This is a genomic window from Micromonospora zingiberis, from assembly GCF_004331455.1.
GTDB lineage: Bacteria > Actinomycetota > Actinomycetes > Mycobacteriales > Micromonosporaceae > Micromonospora > Micromonospora zingiberis.
On record NZ_SJJR01000003.1, the window covers coordinates 39,435 to 58,512 of the forward strand.

The window sequence follows — 19,078 nt, forward strand, 5'->3', positions numbered from 1 at the left end:
TGCTCTACCGGAGGCGTTAATAAGGTGCCCTTCCTTCACCTGCACCAGCGGGGTGGGTGGTCAGTTGGGCGGCGGCAGCGGAGAATGGCGCGGTCGAGAGGAGGCGGGACGCCGTGGCACTGGCGCTCTACCGCAAGTACCGGCCGCGTACCTTCGCCGAGGTCATCGGGCAGGAGCACGTCACCGAGCCGCTGTCGCAGGCGCTGCGCAGCGGGCGGCTCAACCACGCGTACCTCTTCTCCGGGCCGCGTGGCTGCGGCAAGACCTCCAGCGCCCGGATCCTGGCCCGCTCGCTCAACTGTGAGCACGGTCCCACCCCGGAGCCCTGCGGTGTCTGCGCGTCCTGCCGCTCGCTGAGCAGCGACGGGGCCGGTTCGATCGACGTCATCGAGATCGACGCGGCCAGTCACGGTGGCGTGGACGATGCCCGTGAGCTGCGGGAGAAGGCGTTCTTCGCGCCGGCCAGCAGCCGCTTCAAGATCTATGTCATCGACGAGGCGCACATGGTCTCGTCGGCCGGCTTCAACGCCCTGCTCAAGTTGGTCGAGGAGCCCCCGGAGTACGTCAAGTTCATCTTCGCCACCACCGAACCGGAGAAGGTCCTCGGCACGATCAAGTCGCGGACCCACCACTACCCGTTCCGGCTGATCCCGCCGAAGGTGCTGCGGCCCTATCTGGAGCAGCTCACCCAGGCCGAGGGAGTGCAGGTCGAGCCGGCGGTGTTCCCGCTGGTGGTGCGGGCCGGTGGCGGCAGCGCCCGGGACAGTCTCTCCGTACTCGACCAGCTCATCGCCGGTGCCGGCCCCGACGGCGTCACCTACGCGCGGGCTGCCGCGCTGCTCGGTGTCACCGACGCGGCGCTGATCGACGAGATGTGCGACGCCCTGGCCGCCGGGGACGGCGCCGCCGCGTACGCCACCGTCGACCGGGTCGCCGAGGCCGGGCACGACCCCCGCCGATTCGCCTCCGACCTGCTGGAACGCCTGCGTGACCTGATCGTGCTCCAGCAGGTGCCGGATGCCGTCACCAAGGGTCTGATCGACGGCCCGGACGACCAGATCGAGCGGATGACCGCCCAGGCGCAGCGCCTCGGGCCGGCCACCCTGTCCCGCTGCGCCGACCTGGTGCACGACGGCCTGGTGGAGATGCGCGGCACCACCGCGCCCCGGCTGCTGCTGGAGTTGATCTGCGCCCGGATGCTGCTGCCCGGCGTCGACGACTCCGCCGGTGGCCTCCTCCAGCGCCTCGAACGCATGGAACGCCGGCTCACCCTCGCCGGCACCGACGCGCCGCCGGCCACCGCCGACTCCGCCCCATCCACCGCCGCCCCGGCGGTACGCACCCAGCCTCCCGCCCCGCCCGCGGCTGTCGCCGCGCCCCAGGCCGCGACCGCCGGCGAGCCGGCGGCTCCCGGCGCCCCGACCGGGGTGGCCGCCGCACGCGCCGCCGCTGCGGGTGCCGGCACCCGGGAACCGGCCGCCGGCAACGCCGGTGCTCTGGGAACGGCCGCCGGCAACGCCGGTGCTCTGGGAGCGGCCGCCGGCAACGGCGGCGCCCGGTCAGCGGGTACCGCGAATGGTGGTGGCCAGGGAGCGGCCGGCGCTACCGGTGCTGGCTCGGGGACAGCCGGTGCGCCGGCAGCCGGCCCGACCGGGGCGGAGACCGCCCGCCGTCCGGTGCCCCCGTCGGCCGTCATGCCCGACCCGGCCACTCCCGAACCGCCCAGGCCGGGTGCGGCGAAACCCGGCGTGCTCGATGCGGCCGCAGTGCGTCGGGTCTGGCCGGAGGTGGTCGGAAAGGTCAACCGGAGCCACAAGAAGATCGCGGCGCTGATGCGCGACGCGGTCGTCCGCGACCTCGACGGCGACACGCTTGTGCTGACCGTGAAGTCGGCCGTGCTGGCCCGGATGATGTCCGATCACGCCCAGGTACTCACCGACGCGCTCTACGAGGAGTTGGGTGGGCGCTGGCAGATCCGGTGCGAGGTGGCCGGCGAGCGCGGCGGGGTGTCGCCCGGCAACCAACGCGCCACGCCCAGCCCGGCCCCCGCGCCGTCCCGCCCGACGCCGGACACCCCGCCGAACGGCACGATGACCGGTAGCGGTGGACGGCCCCACGGCGCGGCGGACGCGGTAGCGCGTTCGGATGGCCCGTCCGGATCGGGGCGTTCCGCTGGCCCGTCCGGGGCGGGGCGGGGCGCGGCGGGCCGGTCCGGTGCGGCGTCGTCTGCCGGTGACACGGCGTCGGCGGACGAGGACGAGGGCTGGCCGGAACCGGCCCGGCCCGGTGGCTCGGCCCCGACCTCGACCACCGCCGAGGCGGGCGACGCCGAGGACGGATGGCCGGAGGCGGCTCGCCCTGGCGGCGCTCCCGCAGGCCGCGACACCTCGCCGAACCTGGGCGCATCGGGCGCGGCGTCGCCGACAGCCGCTGCGACTCGGGCGGCCGGGGCGCAGCCGGCCAACGGTGCCCCGGTAGTCGCATCGAACGGTCCGCAGGCCGGCCCGACGATGCCCGCCCCGCCGCTACCGGGTGCGACCAACGGCGGTAACGGCAGCACCCGCAGCAACGGCGCCAACGGCAGCAACGGCAACGGCAGCGCCGGTGGTGCCGGTCGTGCGCCGGTGAGCAGCGCGATCGCGGCGGCTCGGGCGGCGGCGGCCGGCCGGGGTGCGCGTACCGCTCAGGCGACCCGGCAGACGGCGGACGTCGAGTTCGCCGGCGAGCCGCCGTACGACCCGGACTTCGACGGCCCGCTGCGCGGCGGTGCGGGAGGGTCCGGCGGCCAGCCGGCGGGCACCGTGGCCTACGAGGGCTTCGACCCCGGCGACGAGCCGCTGGACGAGATCATCGACGAGAAGACCGCCCGCGAGTCGAGCGAGGAACAGGCCGTACGCCTGCTCCGGGAGGCTTTCGCCGGCACCGAGAAGATCGCCGAATCCGACCACCGGTAGGCCGTTGGCCCGCAGCCACCCAGGATCGCGCCCGACCCTGGATCGGGCGCGATCTCGACGGGCGGGCCGCCGCCGGGTTGGGCTCGGGGCGGGGTGCCTCGGGCGGGGGTGCGGCGGGCACAGCGGGGTCGGTGCCGACCGTTAGGCTGGGCGGCGGTCACGTAGACGAGTCGAGGGAGCCATCGTGCGGCCTGGTGGACAGCCGAACATGCAGCAGATGCTGAAGCAGGCGCAGAAGATGCAGCAGCAGATCGCCAAGGCCCAGGCCGAGCTGGCCGAGGCCGAGGTGACCGGCACCGCTGGCGGTGGTCTGGTCACCGCGACCGTCTCCGGCGCCGGTGAGGTCAAGAGCATCAAGATCGACCCGAAGGCGGTCGACCCGGACGACGTGGAGACCCTGGAGGACCTGGTCGTCGCCGCCCTGCACAACGCCGCCCAGGCGGCCCAGGAGCTGACCGAGCAGAAGATGGGCCCGGTGGCGGGCGGGATGGGCGGCCTCGGCCTGCCCGGGTTCTGAGCCCGCAGATGTACGAGGGTGCCATCCAGGATCTGATCGACGAGTTGGGGCGGCTGCCGGGCGTCGGTCCGAAGAGCGCCCAGCGGATCGCCTTCCACGTCCTGTCCGCCGACCCGGCCGACGTCAACCGGCTGGCCGGCGCGCTGCGCAAGGTCAAGGAGCTGGTGCGGTTCTGCACCAGCTGCTACAACGTCGCCGAGTCGGACCAGTGCCGGATCTGCCGCGACCCGCGTCGTACCGACGAGGTGCTGTGCGTGGTCGAGGAGCCGAAGGACGTGGTCGCGATCGAGCGGACCGGTGAGTTCCGCGGGCGGTACCACGTGCTCGGTGGGGCGATCAATCCGCTGGAGGGGATCGGGCCGGACAATCTGCGCATCCGGGAGCTGTTGACCCGGCTCAGCGGCGGCGCGGTCCGCGAGTTGATCCTGGCTACCGATCCGAACACGGAGGGCGAGGCGACCGCGACGTACCTGGCGCTGATGGTCAAGCCGATGGGCATCGCGGTGACCCGCCTGGCCAGTGGCCTGCCGGTGGGCGGCGACCTGGAGTACGCCGACGAGATCACCCTCGGCCGTGCCTTCGAGGGGCGCCGGGCCGTCTGAGTTCGTCGCTCAACCCGCCCCGCGTTCCGGGCAGACTGCGGATTCTGTCGCGGTACTGCTGACGACATGGTCGAATGGCCAACGAACGGCGCTCGCCGAGGTCTACCAGAGACTTCGGCGAGCGTCAATTCAAAAATGCGTGCTGTTGTGGTGGTGCGGCGACTATCCGATCTGGAGGGTGCCGCTGCCAGCGGAGTAATTGGTGGGGCATGCCGCGACCGACACCGGGTATGGAACCCGATCCACCCAGGCGCCATAGGCGGTCGTCCTTCTGCCATCCTCCCGTACGCAGTAGGCGACGGCGCGGTACCGGTCCGTGCCGGGGTTGGTGGACGTCGAGCAGCCGCCCTGCCAGCCGCTATAGCCGTTCCACTGCCCGTTCCAGCAGCCGGAAAGTGCGGCTTGGCCAGCAGTCGCGGTCATCGGCAGTATTGCCGAGACCCCCAATGCCGCAGCGGCTACTACGCGGACCGCGGTTGAACGTGCGCGCATTCATCCCCCTCATTTCCACTGTGGATTAAGCAGCAAGTATACATTTGATTACTACCCGTGCAACCCCGGTCCGTGTCGCAGGGCTATTGCATAGCGGGGAAACTGCTGGTCACGGTGGCGATTAGGTCGTGAGGGCGGCGAAAATTGCGTCGGCGGACGACACCAGATCCGTCCACCCGGGAACAGGGTCGGCGTCGATCGGACGCGCTGGTCAGGAACCGCGACGGTGCTCATCGGCGGGTCCCGTCGGGACGCGTCCACGCCCGGGTCGGGTCGGGTGCGGCCCCGGGGTGAGGTCGGCGGGTCGTGGGTGGTCCCAAGTTGGTCGAGCACCGCCGGATCCGGCACTGGTGGTCGGGGGGGGTGTCCCTATGGGCTTCGTCAAGTGGCGATTGAGGCGACTGGGCGGGGTTGGTAGGGGATCTTGTCGCGGAGCATGGCGTATAGGACGTCGCAGCGGCGTCGGGCGAGGCAGATGAGGGCGGCGTTGTGGCGTTTGCCTTCGGCGCGTTTGCGGTCGTAGTAGGCCCTGCTCACGGGGTCGGTCAGGGCGGCAAACGCGGCGAGGAAGAAGGCGCGTTTGAGGTTCTTGTTGCCGCCTCGGGGTGGATGTTCACCGCGGATGCTGCTGCCGGAGCGTCGGGTGACCGGGGCGAGTCCGGCGTAGGCGGCGAGGTGGCCGGGGGTGGCGAAGGTGGTGCCGTCGCCGACTTCGAGCAGGATCCGGGCGGCGGTCCTGACGCCGATGCCGGGCATCGAGGTCAGGACCGAGGCAAGAGGGTGTGTATCGAGCATCCCCTCGACCTCTTTGGCGACCTGGTCGCGTTGTCGCAGGACGTCACGCAGGCTGCCGGCGAGACGGGGCAGGATCGTCTCCGCAGCCTGGGTGCCGGGGACGGTGACGGTCTGCTCGTCGAGGGCGGTCATGATCTGCTCGACCAGCCGCTCACCCATGCGCGGGGCGTGGACCGCGGCGATTGACAGCAGTTTGCGGCGGCCGGCCTTACGCAGCCCTACTGGTCCGCCGCAGCGCGACAGCAGCTCCAACACGGCCTTGTGGTGCGCTCTCGGGCCGAGGATCCGTTCCAGGGCGGGGTGGATCTGGGTGAGCAGCCCACGGATACGGTTCGAGATGCGGGTGGCCTCGCCGGCGAGGTCGTCGTCGAAGCCGACCAGGACTTCCAGCTCGGCCAAAGCCTCGTCGTTGACGTCGACCCGCCGCAGCGTGTGCGGCAGGGTGCGGGCGGCGTCTGCGATGACGTAGGCATCACGGGCGTCGGTCTTCGCCGTGCCGGGGTGCAGGTCAGCGATGCGCCGCATGGCCAGGCCGGGCAGGTATGCCACCTGATGCCCGCATGCCCGGGCGACCGCGACCGGCAGGGCACCGATCGAGGCGGGCTGGTCGACCACCACCAGGACCCGGCCATGGCGGGCCAGTTTGTCGAACAACTGCCGCAGCCGGGCCTCGGTATTCGGCAACGCCGCGTCATGCAGCCGCTTGCCGTCCGGCGCCAACCCGACCGCGTGGTGATCACCTTTGCCGACGTCCAAGCCGAGGTAGACGCCATATCCGTCGTTCACCAGCACCCGCCTCCACACATCCGTGGCCTCGGCCGCTGGTCCAGGCGCCGGACTGCCGGCAGCCACGTTACGAAGAGGCCTACCCAACCCGGATGGCCGTGTCCCTATCAGCGGTCCGCCGACGCCCCCCGGCCCGGCGACAACACCCCCCGGATCATCCGAACGACAGGGGCAGGAAGTCATACCGAGCCGGGCGACCGAGGAGTCCCCGGCTGGGGACGATCAAAAAGGTAACGGGCGGCAGTGATGCTGACCTCGCACAATGGTCATGACACTTGGTGGGCGGACCGGTCGGTTGGACGTAACAGTTTGGCATCGCGTGCGTGGATCGTTCGGTGATGCCCTCTTTCTGCCTATGGATCGTCGGTCAAAACGCTGACAAAGACACGATCCGATACCAGTCGCCCATCCAATGGTTCCCGCGCAGTCGGCGTGGGGGCTAAAGTTCCGCCCATCGGTGGCCCCGGTCACCACGTTGTCCGTACCCCTAAGGACGAGGTGAAGCACCCATGCGTGCATCCAGGCCGAAGGTCGCTGTCGCGGCCATTGCGGCTGCGGCCCTCGCGGTTGCAGGCTGTGCCGAGAGCGACCGCGACGCGGATTCTGGCGATAGCAAGAAGGACACAATGGTCTTCGGTGTCGCCTCCGACCCGAAGGTGCTCGACCCGAGCTTCGCCAGCGACGGTGAGTCGCTGCGCGTGGCCCGTCAGGTGTTCGAGACCCTGGTCCGCCCGGAGGAGGGTGGCACCAAGGTCAGCCCCGGCCTCGCCGAGTCCTGGGAGCCCGACGCCGCAGGTACCACCTGGACGTTCAAGCTGCGTTCCGGCGTGAAGTTCCACGACGGCACCGACTTCAACGCCGAGGCCGTCTGCGTCAACTTCGACCGCTGGTACAACGCCAAGGGCCTCATGCAGAGCCCGGACGTGACCGCGTACTGGCAGGACATCATGGGTGGCTACGCCGCCAACGAGGACGACACCCTCGGCGAGAGCCTCTTCAAGTCCTGCACCGCCACCGACCCGACCACGGTCAGCCTGGCCTTCACCCGGGTCTCCAGCAAGATCCCGGCCGCCCTGATGCTGCCGTCCTTCTCCATCCACAGCCCGAAGGCGCTCCAGGACTACGACGCCAGCAACGTCTCGGGTAGCGCGGACGACATCAAGTACCCCGCGTACGCGACGGAGCACCCGACCGGCACCGGTCAGTTCAAGTTCAAGGCCTGGGACGTCGCCAACAAGACGCTGACCCTGGAGCGTAACGAGGACTACTGGGGCGACAAGGCCAAGCTGAAGACGCTGATCTTCAAGACCATCTCGGACGAGAACGCCCGTAAGCAGGCGCTGCGCTCCGGTGACATCCAGGGCTACGACCTGGTCGGCCCGGCCGACGTCGAGCCGCTCAAGAACGAGGGCTTCAACCTTCTGACCCGCCCGGCCTTCAACATCCTCTACCTGGCCATCAACCAGAAGGGGAACCCGAAGTTGGCCGACCTGAAGGTCCGGCAGGCGATCGCCCACGCCGTCAACCGGCAGGCGCTGGTCGACTCGAAGCTGCCCCCGGGTGCCCAGGTCGCGGTGAACTTCTTCCCCGACACCGTCGAGGGCTGGAACGGCGACGTCACCAAGTACGAGTACGACGTCGAGAAGGCGAAGTCGCTGCTGGCCGAGGCCGGCGCGTCGGACCTGACCCTGCGGTTCCACTACCCGACCGAGGTCACCCGGCCCTACATGCCGAACCCGAAGGACCTCTTCGAGCTGGTCTCGGCGGACCTCCAGGCGGCCGGCATCAAGATCGAGGCGATCCCGCTGAAGTGGACGCCGGACTACATCAACGCCACCACCTCCGGTAACAAGCACGACCTGCACTTCCTCGGATGGACCGGCGACTACGGCGACGGCTACAACTTCATCGGTACGTTCTTCGACCGGCAGAAGGACGAGTGGGGCTTCAACAACAAGGCCCTGTTCGACAAGTTCAGGCAGGCGGACACCACCGCGGACCAGGCGGCCAAGGTGGCGCTCTACAAGGAGCTGAACGCCGACATCATGAACTTCCTGCCGGGTGTGCCGATCTCGCACTCGCCGCCGGCGATCGTGTTCGGCAAGGACGTGACCGGGGTCAAGGCGAGCCCGCTCACCGACGAGCGGTTCGGCACCGCCGAGTTCAAGTCCTGATCTGACGCACCGACCGCGGGCGGGCGCTGTTACCCACAGCGCCCGCCCGCGATCCCCTGCTCATCCTCCGAGGCCGCCGTGATCCGGTTCATCGTCAGACGCCTGCTCCAGTTGATACCCACGCTGTTCGGGCTCTCCATACTGCTGTTCATCTGGCTCCGGCGACTGCCCGGCGGCCCCGAGACCGCCATCCTCGGCGAGCGGGGTACGCCCGAGATGCGCGCCGCCATCCGCCACAACCTCGGCCTCGACGAGCCGATCATGATCCAGTACGGCCGGTTCGTCCGGCGGATGATCCGACTCGACCTGGGCACCTCGATCTCGACCAAGCGCGAAGTGACCACCGAGTTCCTCCAGCGCTTCCCCGGCACCGTCGAGCTGACCATCACCGCGATGGTGATCGCGATCGGCATCGGCATCCCGCTGGGCTACCTCGCCGCCCGCCGTCGCGGCCGGCTGCTGGATCACCTCTCGGTCGGCGGCTCGCTGATCGGCATCTGCATCCCGGTCTTCTTCCTGGCGTACATCCTCAAGGCGATCTTCTCCGAGAACCTGGGCTGGTTTCCGTCCAGCGGCCGGCAGGATCCGACTCTCGGCGCCACCCGGATCACCAATTTCTTCGTCCTCGACGGGCTGATGACCCGGGAGTGGGACGCCGCCGCCGACGCGCTCTGGCATCTGGTCCTGCCGGGCATCGCGTTGGCCAGCATCCCGCTGGCGATCATCGTCCGGATCACCCGGGCCAGCGTGCTGGAAGTGCTCAACGAGGACTTCGTACGCACCGCCGAGGCCAAGGGCCTGACCGAGAACGTGGTCCGCCGCCGGCACGTGCTGCGCAACTCGCTGCTGCCGGTGGTCACCTCGGTCGGCCTGCTCACCGGTGGTCTGCTCTCCGGCGCGGTGCTCACCGAGACCGTCTTCGCCTTCAGCGGTATCGGGGCGTTCGTCGCGGAGGCGATCAGCCAGCGCGACTACCCGGTGCTGATGGGCTTCATCATGATCATCGCGGTGGTGTACGTGCTGGTGAACCTCATCGTGGACCTCTCCTACAGCCTGATCGACCCGAGGGTGAGGGTCCGATGACGATCATCAGCCGCAAGAAGAAGGAGAAGATCGACCGGCTCGCCGAGCTGGCCGCGCGGGACGACGAGCGCGGCGTCAGCCTCTGGCAGGAGGCGTTCCGTCGACTGCGCCGCAACCCGGCCGCGATGGTCGGCGCGGTGATCCTGGGCCTGTTCGTCATCGTCTCGGTGGTCGGCCCGTTCCTGGTCCCGTACGCACCCGAGGCCCAACACTGGAAGGACGAGATCCGGGTCGGCTTCCTTCCGGGCGTACGTGCCGAGAACTGGTTCGGCGTCGACCACATCGGCCGCGACCAGTTCAGCCGGATGATCGTCGGAGCCCGGCAGACCCTTCTGGTCGGCGTGGTCGCGACGATGATCGGTCTGGCCGTGGGCTCGCTGATCGGCGGGATCGCCGGTGCCGCCGCCGGCCTCGGTGGCCGCTGGGGCCGTGCCGTCGACAACGTCCTGATGCGTTTCATCGACATGCTGCTGGCCATGCCGAGCCTGCTGCTGGCGATCAGCATCGCCGCGATCCTGGGTGCCGGTCTCACCACGGTCATGATCGCGGTGGGTGCGGTCTCGGTGCCGGTCTTCGCGCGGCTGCTGCGCGGATCGATGATCGCGCAGTCCAACAGCGACTACGTCCTGGCCGCGACCTCGCTCGGCGTACGGAAGCCGAAGATCGCGCTGTCCCACGTGATTCCGAACTCGCTGGCCCCGGTGATCGTGCAGGCCACCCTCACGCTGGCCACGGCGATCATCGAGGCCGCCGCGCTCTCCTTCCTCGGCCTGGGCAACAACGACGCGGCCATCCCCGAGTGGGGCATGATGCTCGCCGACGCGCAGCGCTACATCGACATCGCACCGCGACTCGCGATCCTGCCCGCACTCGGCATCATCATCACCGCGCTGGGATTCACCCTGCTCGGTGAGGCGATGCGTGAGGCCCTAGACCCGAAGCTGCGGAAGTAGGTTTCTCCATGGCACTACTCGAAGTGGACGACCTTTCCGTCACCTTCGCCCGGCGTAACCAGCGTGCCGTGCACGCCGTCGACGGAGTCTCCTTCTCGGTCGACGCCGGTGAGGTGGTCGGCCTGGTCGGCGAGTCCGGCTGCGGCAAGTCGGTGACCTCGCTGGCGATCATGGGACTGTTGCCCAAGCAGCCCGGCCTGCGGGTGGGCGGCAAGGCGGTGTTCGACGGGACCGATCTGCTCCAGCTCGACGACCGGTCGCGGCGGGACATCCGGGGCCGGGACATCGCGATGATCTTCCAGGATCCGCTGTCGTCGCTCAATCCGGTCATCCCGATCGGCCTTCAGGTGACCGAGGTGCTGACTCGGCACCGGGGGATGAAGGGCGACGCGGCGGCGAAGGAAGCCGCCCAGCTGCTGGACCGGGTCGGTATTCCGGACCCGAAGCGGCGGCTGAAGGAGTACCCGCACCAGCTCTCCGGCGGGATGCGGCAACGTGCCCTGATCGCCATGGCGGTGGCCTGCCAGCCTCGCCTGCTGATCGCCGACGAGCCGACCACGGCCCTGGACGTCACCATCCAGGCGCAGATCCTGGAACTGCTCAAGGACCTGGTCCGCGACTCCGGCACCGCGCTGGTGATGATCACGCACGACCTCGGCGTGGTGGCCGGCATGTGCGACACCATCAACGTGCTGTACGGCGGCCGGGTGGTCGAGACCGCCCGGCGGCGCCCGCTGTTCCGCGAGCCCCGGCACCCGTACACCGTGGGGTTGCTCGGCTCGGTGCCCCGCCTGGACGCCGGGCGTGGCGAGAAGCTCAACCCCATTCCCGGCTCGGTACGGGATCTGCTTCCCTGGGCGGACGGCTGCGCCTTCGCACCGCGCTGCACCCGCCGGGTGGACGCCTGCGTCGGCCAGCCGCCGGAACTGGTGCTCGCCCACGACGGCCGCAGCTACCGATGCGTCAACCCGGCCCCGGTGCCGGGGCTGACGCCGGCCGAGGCGGCGCCGGTGACCGTGGCCGGTGCCGCCGACGTGCCGGTCGCGGACGAGCCGCCCGCCCCGGCCGCCGGCCCGGTGCCCGCGCCGCGCGAGGAGGAGAAGCCATGAGCGACAGTGACGTCCTCGTCCAGGTACGGGACCTGAAGGTGCACTTCCCGATCAAGCGGGGGGTGCTGTTCGACCGGACGGTCGGCCACGTCAAGGCGGTCGACGGCGTGGACCTGAGCATCCCGCGCGGCAAGACGTACGGCCTGGTCGGCGAGTCGGGCTGCGGCAAGTCCACCCTCGGGCGGGCGCTGCTCCAGCTCACCCCGCCCACCGCCGGGGAGGTGAGCTTCGACGGGGTCGAGCTGACCACACTCGCGCCGGGCAAGCTGCGCGCCATGCGCAAGCGGATGCAGATGATCTTCCAGGACCCGATGTCCAGCCTCGACCCCCGGCAGAACGTGGAGTCGATCCTGACCGAGGGCTTGCAGGCCCACGGCATCGGTGGCAACCGCGAAGGCCGCCGGAAGATCATTTCGGAGACGCTGGACAAGGTGGGTCTGCCCCGCTGGGCGTTGTCCCGCTACCCGCACGAGTTCTCCGGCGGCCAGCGGCAGCGCATCGGCATCGCCCGCGCGCTGGTGCTGGGCCCGGAGCTGATCGTGGCCGACGAGCCGGTCTCCGCGCTGGACGTGTCGATCCAGGCCCAGGTGGTCAACCTGCTCGACGACCTCCAGGACAGCCTCGGCCTGACCTACCTGGTGATCGCGCACGATCTGGCGGTGGTCCGGCACATCTCAGACACGGTCGGCGTGATGTACCTGGGCGCGCTGGTCGAGGAAGCGCCCAGCGACCGGCTCTACACCGAGCCGCTGCACCCGTACACCCGGGCGTTGATGTCGGCGGTGCCGGTGCCGGACCCGGACGTCGAGGACCGCCGGGAGCGGATCCTGCTCGCCGGTGACCTGCCCTCGCCGGCCAACCCGCCGGCCGGTTGCCGCTTCCACACCCGGTGCCCGTGGGCGCAGCCGACCCGCTGCGCGGACGAGCGGCCGGCGCTGCGGGAGATCGGCGGCAGCCGGGTGGCCTGCCACTTCGCGGAGCAGATCGCCACCGGTGAGCTGCGCCCGCACAAGGTGAGCGCGGAGATCGTCCGGCCGGAGGGCGAGGGCGAGGAGCCCGGCGTGGTCTCCGCCCCCAGCGAACCCGGCTCCTTCGTGTAAGGAAGGGCCCCTTCCTAACGCCTCAGGTATAGGAAGGGGCCCCTTTTAACAGCCGGGCCGGCCGGGCCGAGCTTGCCTCAGCCGAGCCGGCCGGGCCGAGCTTGCCTCAGCCCTCCGGGCGGTTCAGCAGGCCGACCGCGATGCTGTGCACCGCGTCCAGCCCGGTGGCGTCGGGCAGCGGAGCCTTGCCGCCGGTGACCACGTACCACTCGTCCGCGTCCTTGTACTGAACATGCAGCGTGACCTGGCCGTCGGCGAATTCGGTGCGCAGGGTCAGCTCCCCGGTGACCACGCCGACCTCGTCGGTCATCACCCCGCCCGGTCCGGGCACGATGTCCGTGGTGTGGCTCTGCGGGCCGGTCGCACCCCCGGCGTCGGCGATCATCCCGGCGCTCGGCACCTCGACCTCGCCAGCGGCGGCGCCGTCGGCGGTCATCCCGGCCGTGGTCGGGCCAGGGCTGCCGGTCGTCGCCGCCGCGTCCTCTCCGCCGGCGTCCGGTGCCCCCTCGGGCGCCGGGCTGCCGTCAGCTCCGGTTACGGCTTGCTCTCCCATGTGCAGCCCTCCAACATGTCGGCCAGTGCGGCCTTCTCGGCACTGGTCACCGTCAGCTGCCAGTGATGCTTGACCGCCACCCAATCGCCAGCGTATTGGCACCAGTACGACTGGCTCGGCGGTTTCCACTGGGACGGATCCTGGTCACCCTTTGCCCGGTTGGAGGAGGCGGAAACCGCAAAGAGCTGCGGCCGGTCGAGGTCGTTGGCGAAGTCGCCCCGCTTCGCGTTGTCCCACTCGTCGGCGCCCGAGCGCCAGGCATTGGCCAACGGCACCATGTGGTCGATGTCCACCTGGGACGGATCGGTGAAGGTGCGGCCGTCGTACACACTCTCCCACCGACCACCGACCACGTTGCAGCCGGAGCGCTCGATGTCCTTGCCGTCGCGCTCCAACACGGTGTCGCGGACGTCGCAGTTCTGGCCGGTCTTGCGCCAGTGGGGGAACTTGCTACGGCTGTAGCCGCGCATCGGGTTGGCCTCGGCGACGGTGAGCTGGGAGAGCATCTGGGTGGCGGTGCCACCGTCGCTGCTCGGCGACGCGCCCGGCTCCTCGTCGAGCGGGACGCAACCGGCCGCGCCGAGGGTCAGCGCCGCGACGAGCGCGAGCGCTCCCAGGGCGCGCGGTCCTGATCTGGTACGCACAGACGACACCTCTCCAGCTTGCGGGCTTTCGGCGATCCCGCACAGTACCCGGGCGGGGTTTCGGCGTTTCGTAGTGTCTGGCAGATGGTGCACGGCACATTGGTAAGCATGCCCGAACCCGCACCCGCCCTCCGGATGAGCACGGCAGCCGGCCGGGGCACCCTCGCCGCCGCCGTACTCGCATCCGGCATGGTCTTCCTGGACACCACCGTGGTCAACGTGGCGCTGCCCCGGCTCGGCGCCGAACTCGGCGCGTCGGTCGCCGGCCTACAGTGGACGGTCAATGGCTATCTGCTGACGCTCGCCGCGTTCGTCCTGCTCGGCGGGGCACTCGGCGACCGGTTCGGCCGGCGCCGGGTCTTCCTGGTCGGCGTGGTGTGGTTCACCGTCGCCTCGGTGCTCTGCGGACTGGCGCTGCGGACCGACTGGCTGGTGGCCGCGCGCTTTCTCCAGGGCGCGGGCGGGGCCCTGCTGACCCCGGGTTCGCTGTCGCTGCTGCAAGCCAGCTTCCATCCGGACGACCGGGCGAAGGCGATCGGGGCGTGGTCCGGACTGTCCGGCGTCTCCACGGCGCTCGGCCCGTTCCTCGGCGGCTGGCTGATCGACGCCCTCTCCTGGCGGTGGATCTTCTTCCTGAACGTGCCGCTGGCCGTGCTCGTGGTGCTGGCCACGCTGCGTTGGGTACCGGAGAGCCGGGACGAGAGCGCCTCCCGTACCCGGGGATCGGGCCGGCAGGCCCGGCGGTTCGACGTCGCCGGTGCGCTGCTGGGTGCGCTCGCGCTGGCCGGTGTCACGTACGCCCTGGTCGACGCGCCGGGTCGGGGCCTGCGTTCCCCGGCGGTGGCCGGGGCAGCTTTGGTCGCGGTGCTCGCCGCGGTGGTGTTCGTCCTGGTGGAGCGCCGGCGCGGCGAGACGGCGATGTTGCCCACCGGGTTGTTCGGCAGCCGACTGTTCTCGGTGCTGAACGTCTTCACCGTGCTGGTCTACGCCGCCCTCGGCGGGTTCACCTTCTTCTTCGCCGTCTACCTGCAGAACGTGGTCGGCTGGTCGGCGCTGGTGACCGGGCTGGCGCTGCTGCCGATGACCCTGCTGCTGCTGGTCGGTTCACCCGTGGCGGGTGCCTTGTCGGCAAAGATCGGGCCACGGCTGCTGCTGACCGTCGGGCCGGTGCTGGCCGCCGTGGGTCTGCTGCTGCTCCGCGAGGTCGGCCCGGGTGCGTCGTACTGGCGGCAGGTACTGCCCGGGGTGGCGCTGTTCGGAGTCGGGTTGACCATGGTGGTGGCGCCGCTGACCGCCTCCGTGCTGGCCGCGGTCGGTGACCGGTTCGCCGGGGTGGCCAGCGGCTTCAACAACGCCGCCTCCCGGGTGGGTGGCCTGCTCGCGGTCGCCGCCCTGCCGCTGCTGGTCGGGCTCTCCGGCAGCGGGTACGAGCAGCACGCCCCACTGACCGCCGCCTACCGGGGCGCGCTGCTCTGGTGCTCCGGGCTGCTGCTGGCCGGCGCGGTCATCGCCGCGCTGCTCGTCCGTCGTCCACAGGGCAAGTCGTAAGGAGGGGGCCCTTGTTAACGCCTTCTGTATAGGAAGGGCCCCTTGTTAACAGCGGGCCGGGGCAGACCGGCGCCCCCGCAGGTGGGCGGTGCCGGTCTGCCGCAACGGTGTGCTGCGCGCGAGGTGAGAAGGGTTCCCTTCTATGCACCAGGCGTTAACAAGGTGCCCTTCCTTGCACCGCTCCGCTCAGCGGTGGGCGCGGTTGATGGCGCTGGTGACGGCCTTGATGGAGGCGGTGACGATGTTGGCGTCCATCCCGACGCCCCAGACCGTCCGGCCGTCCACCTCGCACTCCACGTACGCGGCGGCCTGCGCGTCGCCACCCGAGGAGAGCGCGTGCTCGTGGTAGTCGAGCACGCGTACCGCCACGTTGGCCGAGCCGAGCGCGTTGACGTACGCGTCGATCGGGCCGTTGCCGATCGCGGTGAGCGCCCGCGGCTTCCCGGCGACGTCGACCTGCGCGATGATCTCGACCTTGCCGTCGGTGGTGCCGATGGTGTACTCGGTCAGGGTCACCATCGGGTCGCTCTGGTGGTCCAGCAGGTACTGCCCGGCGAAGATCTGCCACATGGTGGCCGGGTCGACCTCGCCACCGTCGTGGTCGGTGACCTGCTGCACCACGCCCGAGAACTCGATCTGGAGCCGGCGGGGCAGGTCGAGCTGGTGCTCGGTCTTCATGATGTACGCGACGCCGCCCTTGCCGGACTGCGAGTTGACCCGGATCACCGCCTCGTAGCTGCGGCCCAGGTCCTTCGGGTCGATCGGCAGGTAGGGCACCGCCCAGGTGAAGTCGTCGACGGGTACGCCGGCCGCCGTCGCGTCGGCGTTCAGCGCGGCGAAGCCCTTGTTGATGGCGTCCTGGTGGGAGCCGGAGAAGGCGGTGTAGACCAGGTCACCGGCGTACGGGTGGCGCTCGTGCACGGGCAGCTGGTTGCAGTACTCGACAGCCCGCTTGATCTCGTCGATGTCAGAGAAGTCGATCATCGGGTCGATGCCCTGGGAGAAGAGGTTCAGCCCCAGCGTGACCAGGTCGACGTTGCCGGTGCGCTCGCCGTTGCCGAACAGGCAGCCCTCGATCCGGTCGGCGCCGGCCAGCAGGCCCAGTTCGGCGGCGGCCACCCCGGTACCCCGGTCGTTGTGTGGGTGCAGGCTGAGCACCAGGCTGTCCCGGCGGGGCAGGTGCCGGTGCATCCACTCGATCGAGTCGGCGTACACGTTGGGCATGGCCATCTCGACGGTGGCCGGCAGGTTGATGATCAGCTTGCGGTCCGGCGTCGGGTCGATCACCTCGATGACCTTCGCGCAGACCTCCAGCGCGTACTCCAGCTCCGTGCCGGTGTACGACTCGGGCGAGTACTCGTAGTGGATGTCGGTGTCCGGGGTGTGGATCTCGGCGTACTTCTTGCAGAGCCGGGCGCCGGTGGTGGCGATGTCGGCGATGCCGTCGCGGTCCAGCCCGAACACCACCCGACGCTGCAACGTGGAGGTGGAGTTGTAGAAGTGCACGATCGCCCGCCGCGCCCCGCGCAGCGACTCGAACGTCCGGTCGATCAGGTGCTCCCGGCACTGGGTCAGCACCTGGATCGTGACGTCCTCGGGAATCAGGTCCTGGTCGATGAGTTGCCGGACGAAGTCGTAGTCGGTCTGGCTGGCCGACGGGAAGCCGACCTCGATCTCCTTGTAGCCCATCTGGACCAGCAGCTGGAACATCCGGCGCTTGCGCTCGGGGGACATCGGGTCGATCAGCGCCTGGTTGCCGTCGCGCAGGTCGACCGCGCACCAGCGGGGGGCGGCCTCGACGTGCCGGGTGGGCCAGGTGCGGTCCGGCAGGTCGATCCGGAACTGCTGCTGGTACGGCTGGTAGCGGCGGTACGGCATCCGGCTGGCACGCTGCCGGGCGATGGAATCGGACTCAACGTCGGTGATGCTGGCTGGGTGAGCCATGGCGGAGTTCTCCTGGGTCATGTGACGTCAGCAGTGGCTGTCGGCAAGGGTGCCGAGCGGAAGGATCCGGGACAGTGCTGGCGGCGCGGTTCGACTCCGCGACGAGGTGCCGGCCGTCAGGCCTCGTCGCGGCGACCAAGGAGGAGGTGCGCCTGCCACATGACAGAGTCACCCTACGTGATGGAGGCGGGGGTGGGAAGGTTCGTCCGCAATATGGGACGGATTTCGTGCCCGCCGTTCACAGGGGCGCATCTCCGCAGCTCAGGACGATTTCGCTGAGGGGTCGCCGATGACGCAGGGTGGTTTCGCGGGTCACCAGATCGGCCGGCAGGCTCAGTGGATCGCCCAACTGCCCGATCGCGACCACCACGTACGGTCGCAGGTCGGCGGCCAGGTCGAGGTCGGCGGCCAGGCCGGCGCGATCGAGGTCGGTGACCTGGCGTACGTGCAGGCCGAGCGCGGTGGCCTGCACGGTGAGATGGGCCACTGCCTGACCCAGGTCGTACGCGGCCATCGGGTGGCCGGCGCGGGGATGCGCGACGAGCACCAGGAGGCTGGCCCGCCCCGCCCAGCGTTGCTCGGCGGGGGGCAGGTTGACCAGGATCCGTTTGAAGGTGTCGTGGTCGCGATGTCCGACCGCGAACCGCCACGGCTGCCCGTTGCCGATCGAGGGCGCCCAGCGGGCCGCCTCCAGCAGCGTCGCTATCTCGGCCGGGGTCACTTCGGCCTGCGGGTCGAAGGCCCGAGGGCTCCATCGAAAGGCGAGCAGCGGGGTGAGGTCGGTCATGCGAACAGTGTCCTGTATGGGGGATTTGGCCTAACCGGTCGGATGGACGAATGTGGGGAAAAGCACCCGTAACGGATATGGGCTCAGGGCGTTCCGGTGACCTCGGGTTCGGGTACGTCGGTGCCGGCCGGTGCGGTCGGGTCGACGACCGGCGCCGCCACGCCCAGCGGTTCGCCCTCCACCACCGGCCCGGCCAGCTGCACCGAGGCCGGGGCCGGCTCGGGCGGCACGGCCAGCGTCAGCGTGCCGAACGCCGCGCGTACCGCGGTCAGGGTGCCATCGGCGTCGAAGCAGTAGATGCCGACATCCAGCGGCGGGTTGATCGACGCGGCGGTGGTCTCCACCGAATAGCAGGAGCCGGTGGCCCCGGCAGGCGCCATGGCCGGCGAGACGGAGAGCGGGGCGCGTCGGTCGGTCAGGACGTCGAGCCAGTCCGTGAACGGGTGCTGCACCCGGGGGTCGAGTCGGCGCGGCAGCGTGTCGTCCCGTTCGCCGAGGCGCACGCAGCTGGCCGGCTCCGGCCGGGTCGGCGTGGGGAGTGCGCACTGGAACAGCCCCTCGCTCGTCGCCGCGAGCGAGACGTCGGCGGTGCCACCGAGTGCGCCGCCGGGTATGTCCACCCGCCAACTGCCGTCGTTCGCGCTGGTCACCAGGATCAGCCGATCGGCAACCCCGTCGACCCGCAGGGTGTAGCGGGCGACCAGGTGCCGGTCCTGGGCGGCGGCCGCGAGCGCGGCCAGCTCGTCGCGAGCGGCGTCCATCCCCACCGGTCGAGGCGCCGATGTCGGCGGCGCCGGGTCGGCGGGCGGGTCGGCCGAGCAGCCGGCGAACAGAACGGGCAGGGCAAGCGCGAGCGGGGCGAACCGGCGTCGGGCCGGACGGTGGGCGTACACCCGGCCATTCTCGGCGTTGTGGGCGTTGTGCGGACACCCCCGGGCGGACACCCGTTTCCGGCGTGTCGCGCGCCACCTCGGGTGCGTACCCGGGCCGGATCGTGGGATCACCTGACCCGGCGGTCAGAGGGGACCGATACCCTG

The 19,078-nt window shown here is 70.4% G+C and carries 15 protein-coding genes; 9 read left to right on the plus strand and 6 right to left on the minus strand.

Features of this window, described 5'->3' with window-relative positions; all coding sequences use genetic code 11:
• Positions 1-113 precede the first annotated feature (113 nt).
• The 3 genes from E0H26_RS05545 (at position 114) to recR (ending at position 4,073) form a co-directional block, all read left to right on the plus strand.
• Complete coding sequence (locus E0H26_RS05545) at positions 114-2,954, plus strand: DNA polymerase III subunit gamma and tau (RefSeq protein WP_131301537.1); 2,841 nt, start codon at positions 114-116, stop codon at positions 2,952-2,954.
• A 208-nt stretch (positions 2,955-3,162) separates the two neighbouring features.
• Entirely contained in the window at positions 3,163-3,471 is a 309-nt protein-coding gene (locus E0H26_RS05550; RefSeq protein ID WP_240742047.1) for a YbaB/EbfC family nucleoid-associated protein, read from the plus strand.
• Positions 3,472-3,479: 8 nt separating this feature from the next.
• Entirely contained in the window at positions 3,480-4,073 is a 594-nt protein-coding gene (gene recR, locus E0H26_RS05555) for a recombination mediator RecR (RefSeq protein ID WP_131301541.1), read from the plus strand.
• Between the two features lie 873 nt (positions 4,074-4,946).
• On the opposite strand, the gene E0H26_RS05560 is transcribed toward recR, so the two are convergent.
• Positions 4,947-6,146: an IS110 family RNA-guided transposase gene (locus E0H26_RS05560; protein ID WP_165521766.1), complete on the minus strand. Its 1,200-nt coding sequence runs from the start codon at positions 6,144-6,146 to the stop codon at positions 4,947-4,949.
• Between the two features lie 509 nt (positions 6,147-6,655).
• On the opposite strand from E0H26_RS05560, the gene E0H26_RS05565 reads away from it, so the two are divergent.
• From E0H26_RS05565 to E0H26_RS05585, 5 genes are all read left to right on the plus strand, one after another.
• On the plus strand, positions 6,656-8,320 hold the full coding sequence (locus E0H26_RS05565) for an ABC transporter substrate-binding protein (RefSeq protein WP_131301544.1): 1,665 nt from the start codon (positions 6,656-6,658) through the stop codon (positions 8,318-8,320).
• Positions 8,321-8,398: 78 nt separating this feature from the next.
• Positions 8,399-9,403: an ABC transporter permease gene (locus E0H26_RS05570; RefSeq protein ID WP_131301547.1), complete on the plus strand. Its 1,005-nt coding sequence runs from the start codon at positions 8,399-8,401 to the stop codon at positions 9,401-9,403.
• Positions 9,400-10,356 carry an ABC transporter permease gene (locus tag E0H26_RS05575; protein ID WP_131301550.1) on the plus strand — a complete coding sequence of 319 codons (957 nt, stop codon included), beginning with the start codon at positions 9,400-9,402 and terminating at the stop codon, positions 10,354-10,356. The genes E0H26_RS05570 and E0H26_RS05575 overlap by 4 nt, the downstream gene beginning before the upstream one ends.
• 8 nt (positions 10,357-10,364) lie before the next feature.
• Positions 10,365-11,465, plus strand: coding sequence for an ABC transporter ATP-binding protein (locus E0H26_RS05580; protein ID WP_131301553.1), 1,101 nt, complete (start codon positions 10,365-10,367; stop codon positions 11,463-11,465).
• On the plus strand, positions 11,462-12,565 hold the full coding sequence (locus E0H26_RS05585; RefSeq protein ID WP_131301556.1) for an ABC transporter ATP-binding protein: 1,104 nt from the start codon (positions 11,462-11,464) through the stop codon (positions 12,563-12,565). Before E0H26_RS05580 ends, E0H26_RS05585 begins: the two co-directional genes overlap by 4 nt.
• 106 nt (positions 12,566-12,671) lie before the next feature.
• On the opposite strand, the gene E0H26_RS05590 is transcribed toward E0H26_RS05585, so the two are convergent.
• Both E0H26_RS05590 and E0H26_RS05595 read right to left on the minus strand, forming a co-directional pair.
• A complete protein-coding gene (locus tag E0H26_RS05590; protein WP_131301559.1) occupies positions 12,672-13,118 on the minus strand; it encodes a hypothetical protein in 447 nt (148 codons plus the stop codon).
• The gene (locus E0H26_RS05595) at positions 13,100-13,762 is read right to left on the minus strand and encodes an HNH endonuclease family protein (protein WP_131301561.1); all 663 of its coding nucleotides are present in this window, start codon (positions 13,760-13,762) and stop codon (positions 13,100-13,102) included. Before E0H26_RS05595 ends, E0H26_RS05590 begins: the two co-directional genes overlap by 19 nt.
• Positions 13,763-13,870: 108 nt before the next feature.
• Between E0H26_RS05595 and E0H26_RS05600 the strand changes: the two genes are divergently transcribed.
• Positions 13,871-15,310 (plus strand): MFS transporter, encoded by a 1,440-nt coding sequence (locus E0H26_RS05600; RefSeq protein ID WP_131301564.1) that lies wholly within the window; start codon positions 13,871-13,873, stop codon positions 15,308-15,310.
• A gap of 186 nt (positions 15,311-15,496) precedes the next feature.
• On the opposite strand, the gene leuA is transcribed toward E0H26_RS05600, so the two are convergent.
• The 3 genes from leuA to E0H26_RS29525 form a co-directional block, all read right to left on the minus strand.
• Positions 15,497-17,275, minus strand: coding sequence for a 2-isopropylmalate synthase (gene leuA / locus E0H26_RS05605; RefSeq protein ID WP_206024897.1), 1,779 nt, complete (start codon positions 17,273-17,275; stop codon positions 15,497-15,499).
• Between the two features lie 217 nt (positions 17,276-17,492).
• Positions 17,493-18,041 (minus strand): nitroreductase family protein, encoded by a 549-nt coding sequence (locus tag E0H26_RS05610; RefSeq protein WP_131301572.1) that lies wholly within the window; start codon positions 18,039-18,041, stop codon positions 17,493-17,495.
• Between the two features lie 83 nt (positions 18,042-18,124).
• Complete coding sequence (locus E0H26_RS29525; protein ID WP_240742026.1) at positions 18,125-18,934, minus strand: hypothetical protein; 810 nt, start codon at positions 18,932-18,934, stop codon at positions 18,125-18,127.
• Positions 18,935-19,078: the final 144 nt, after the last annotated feature.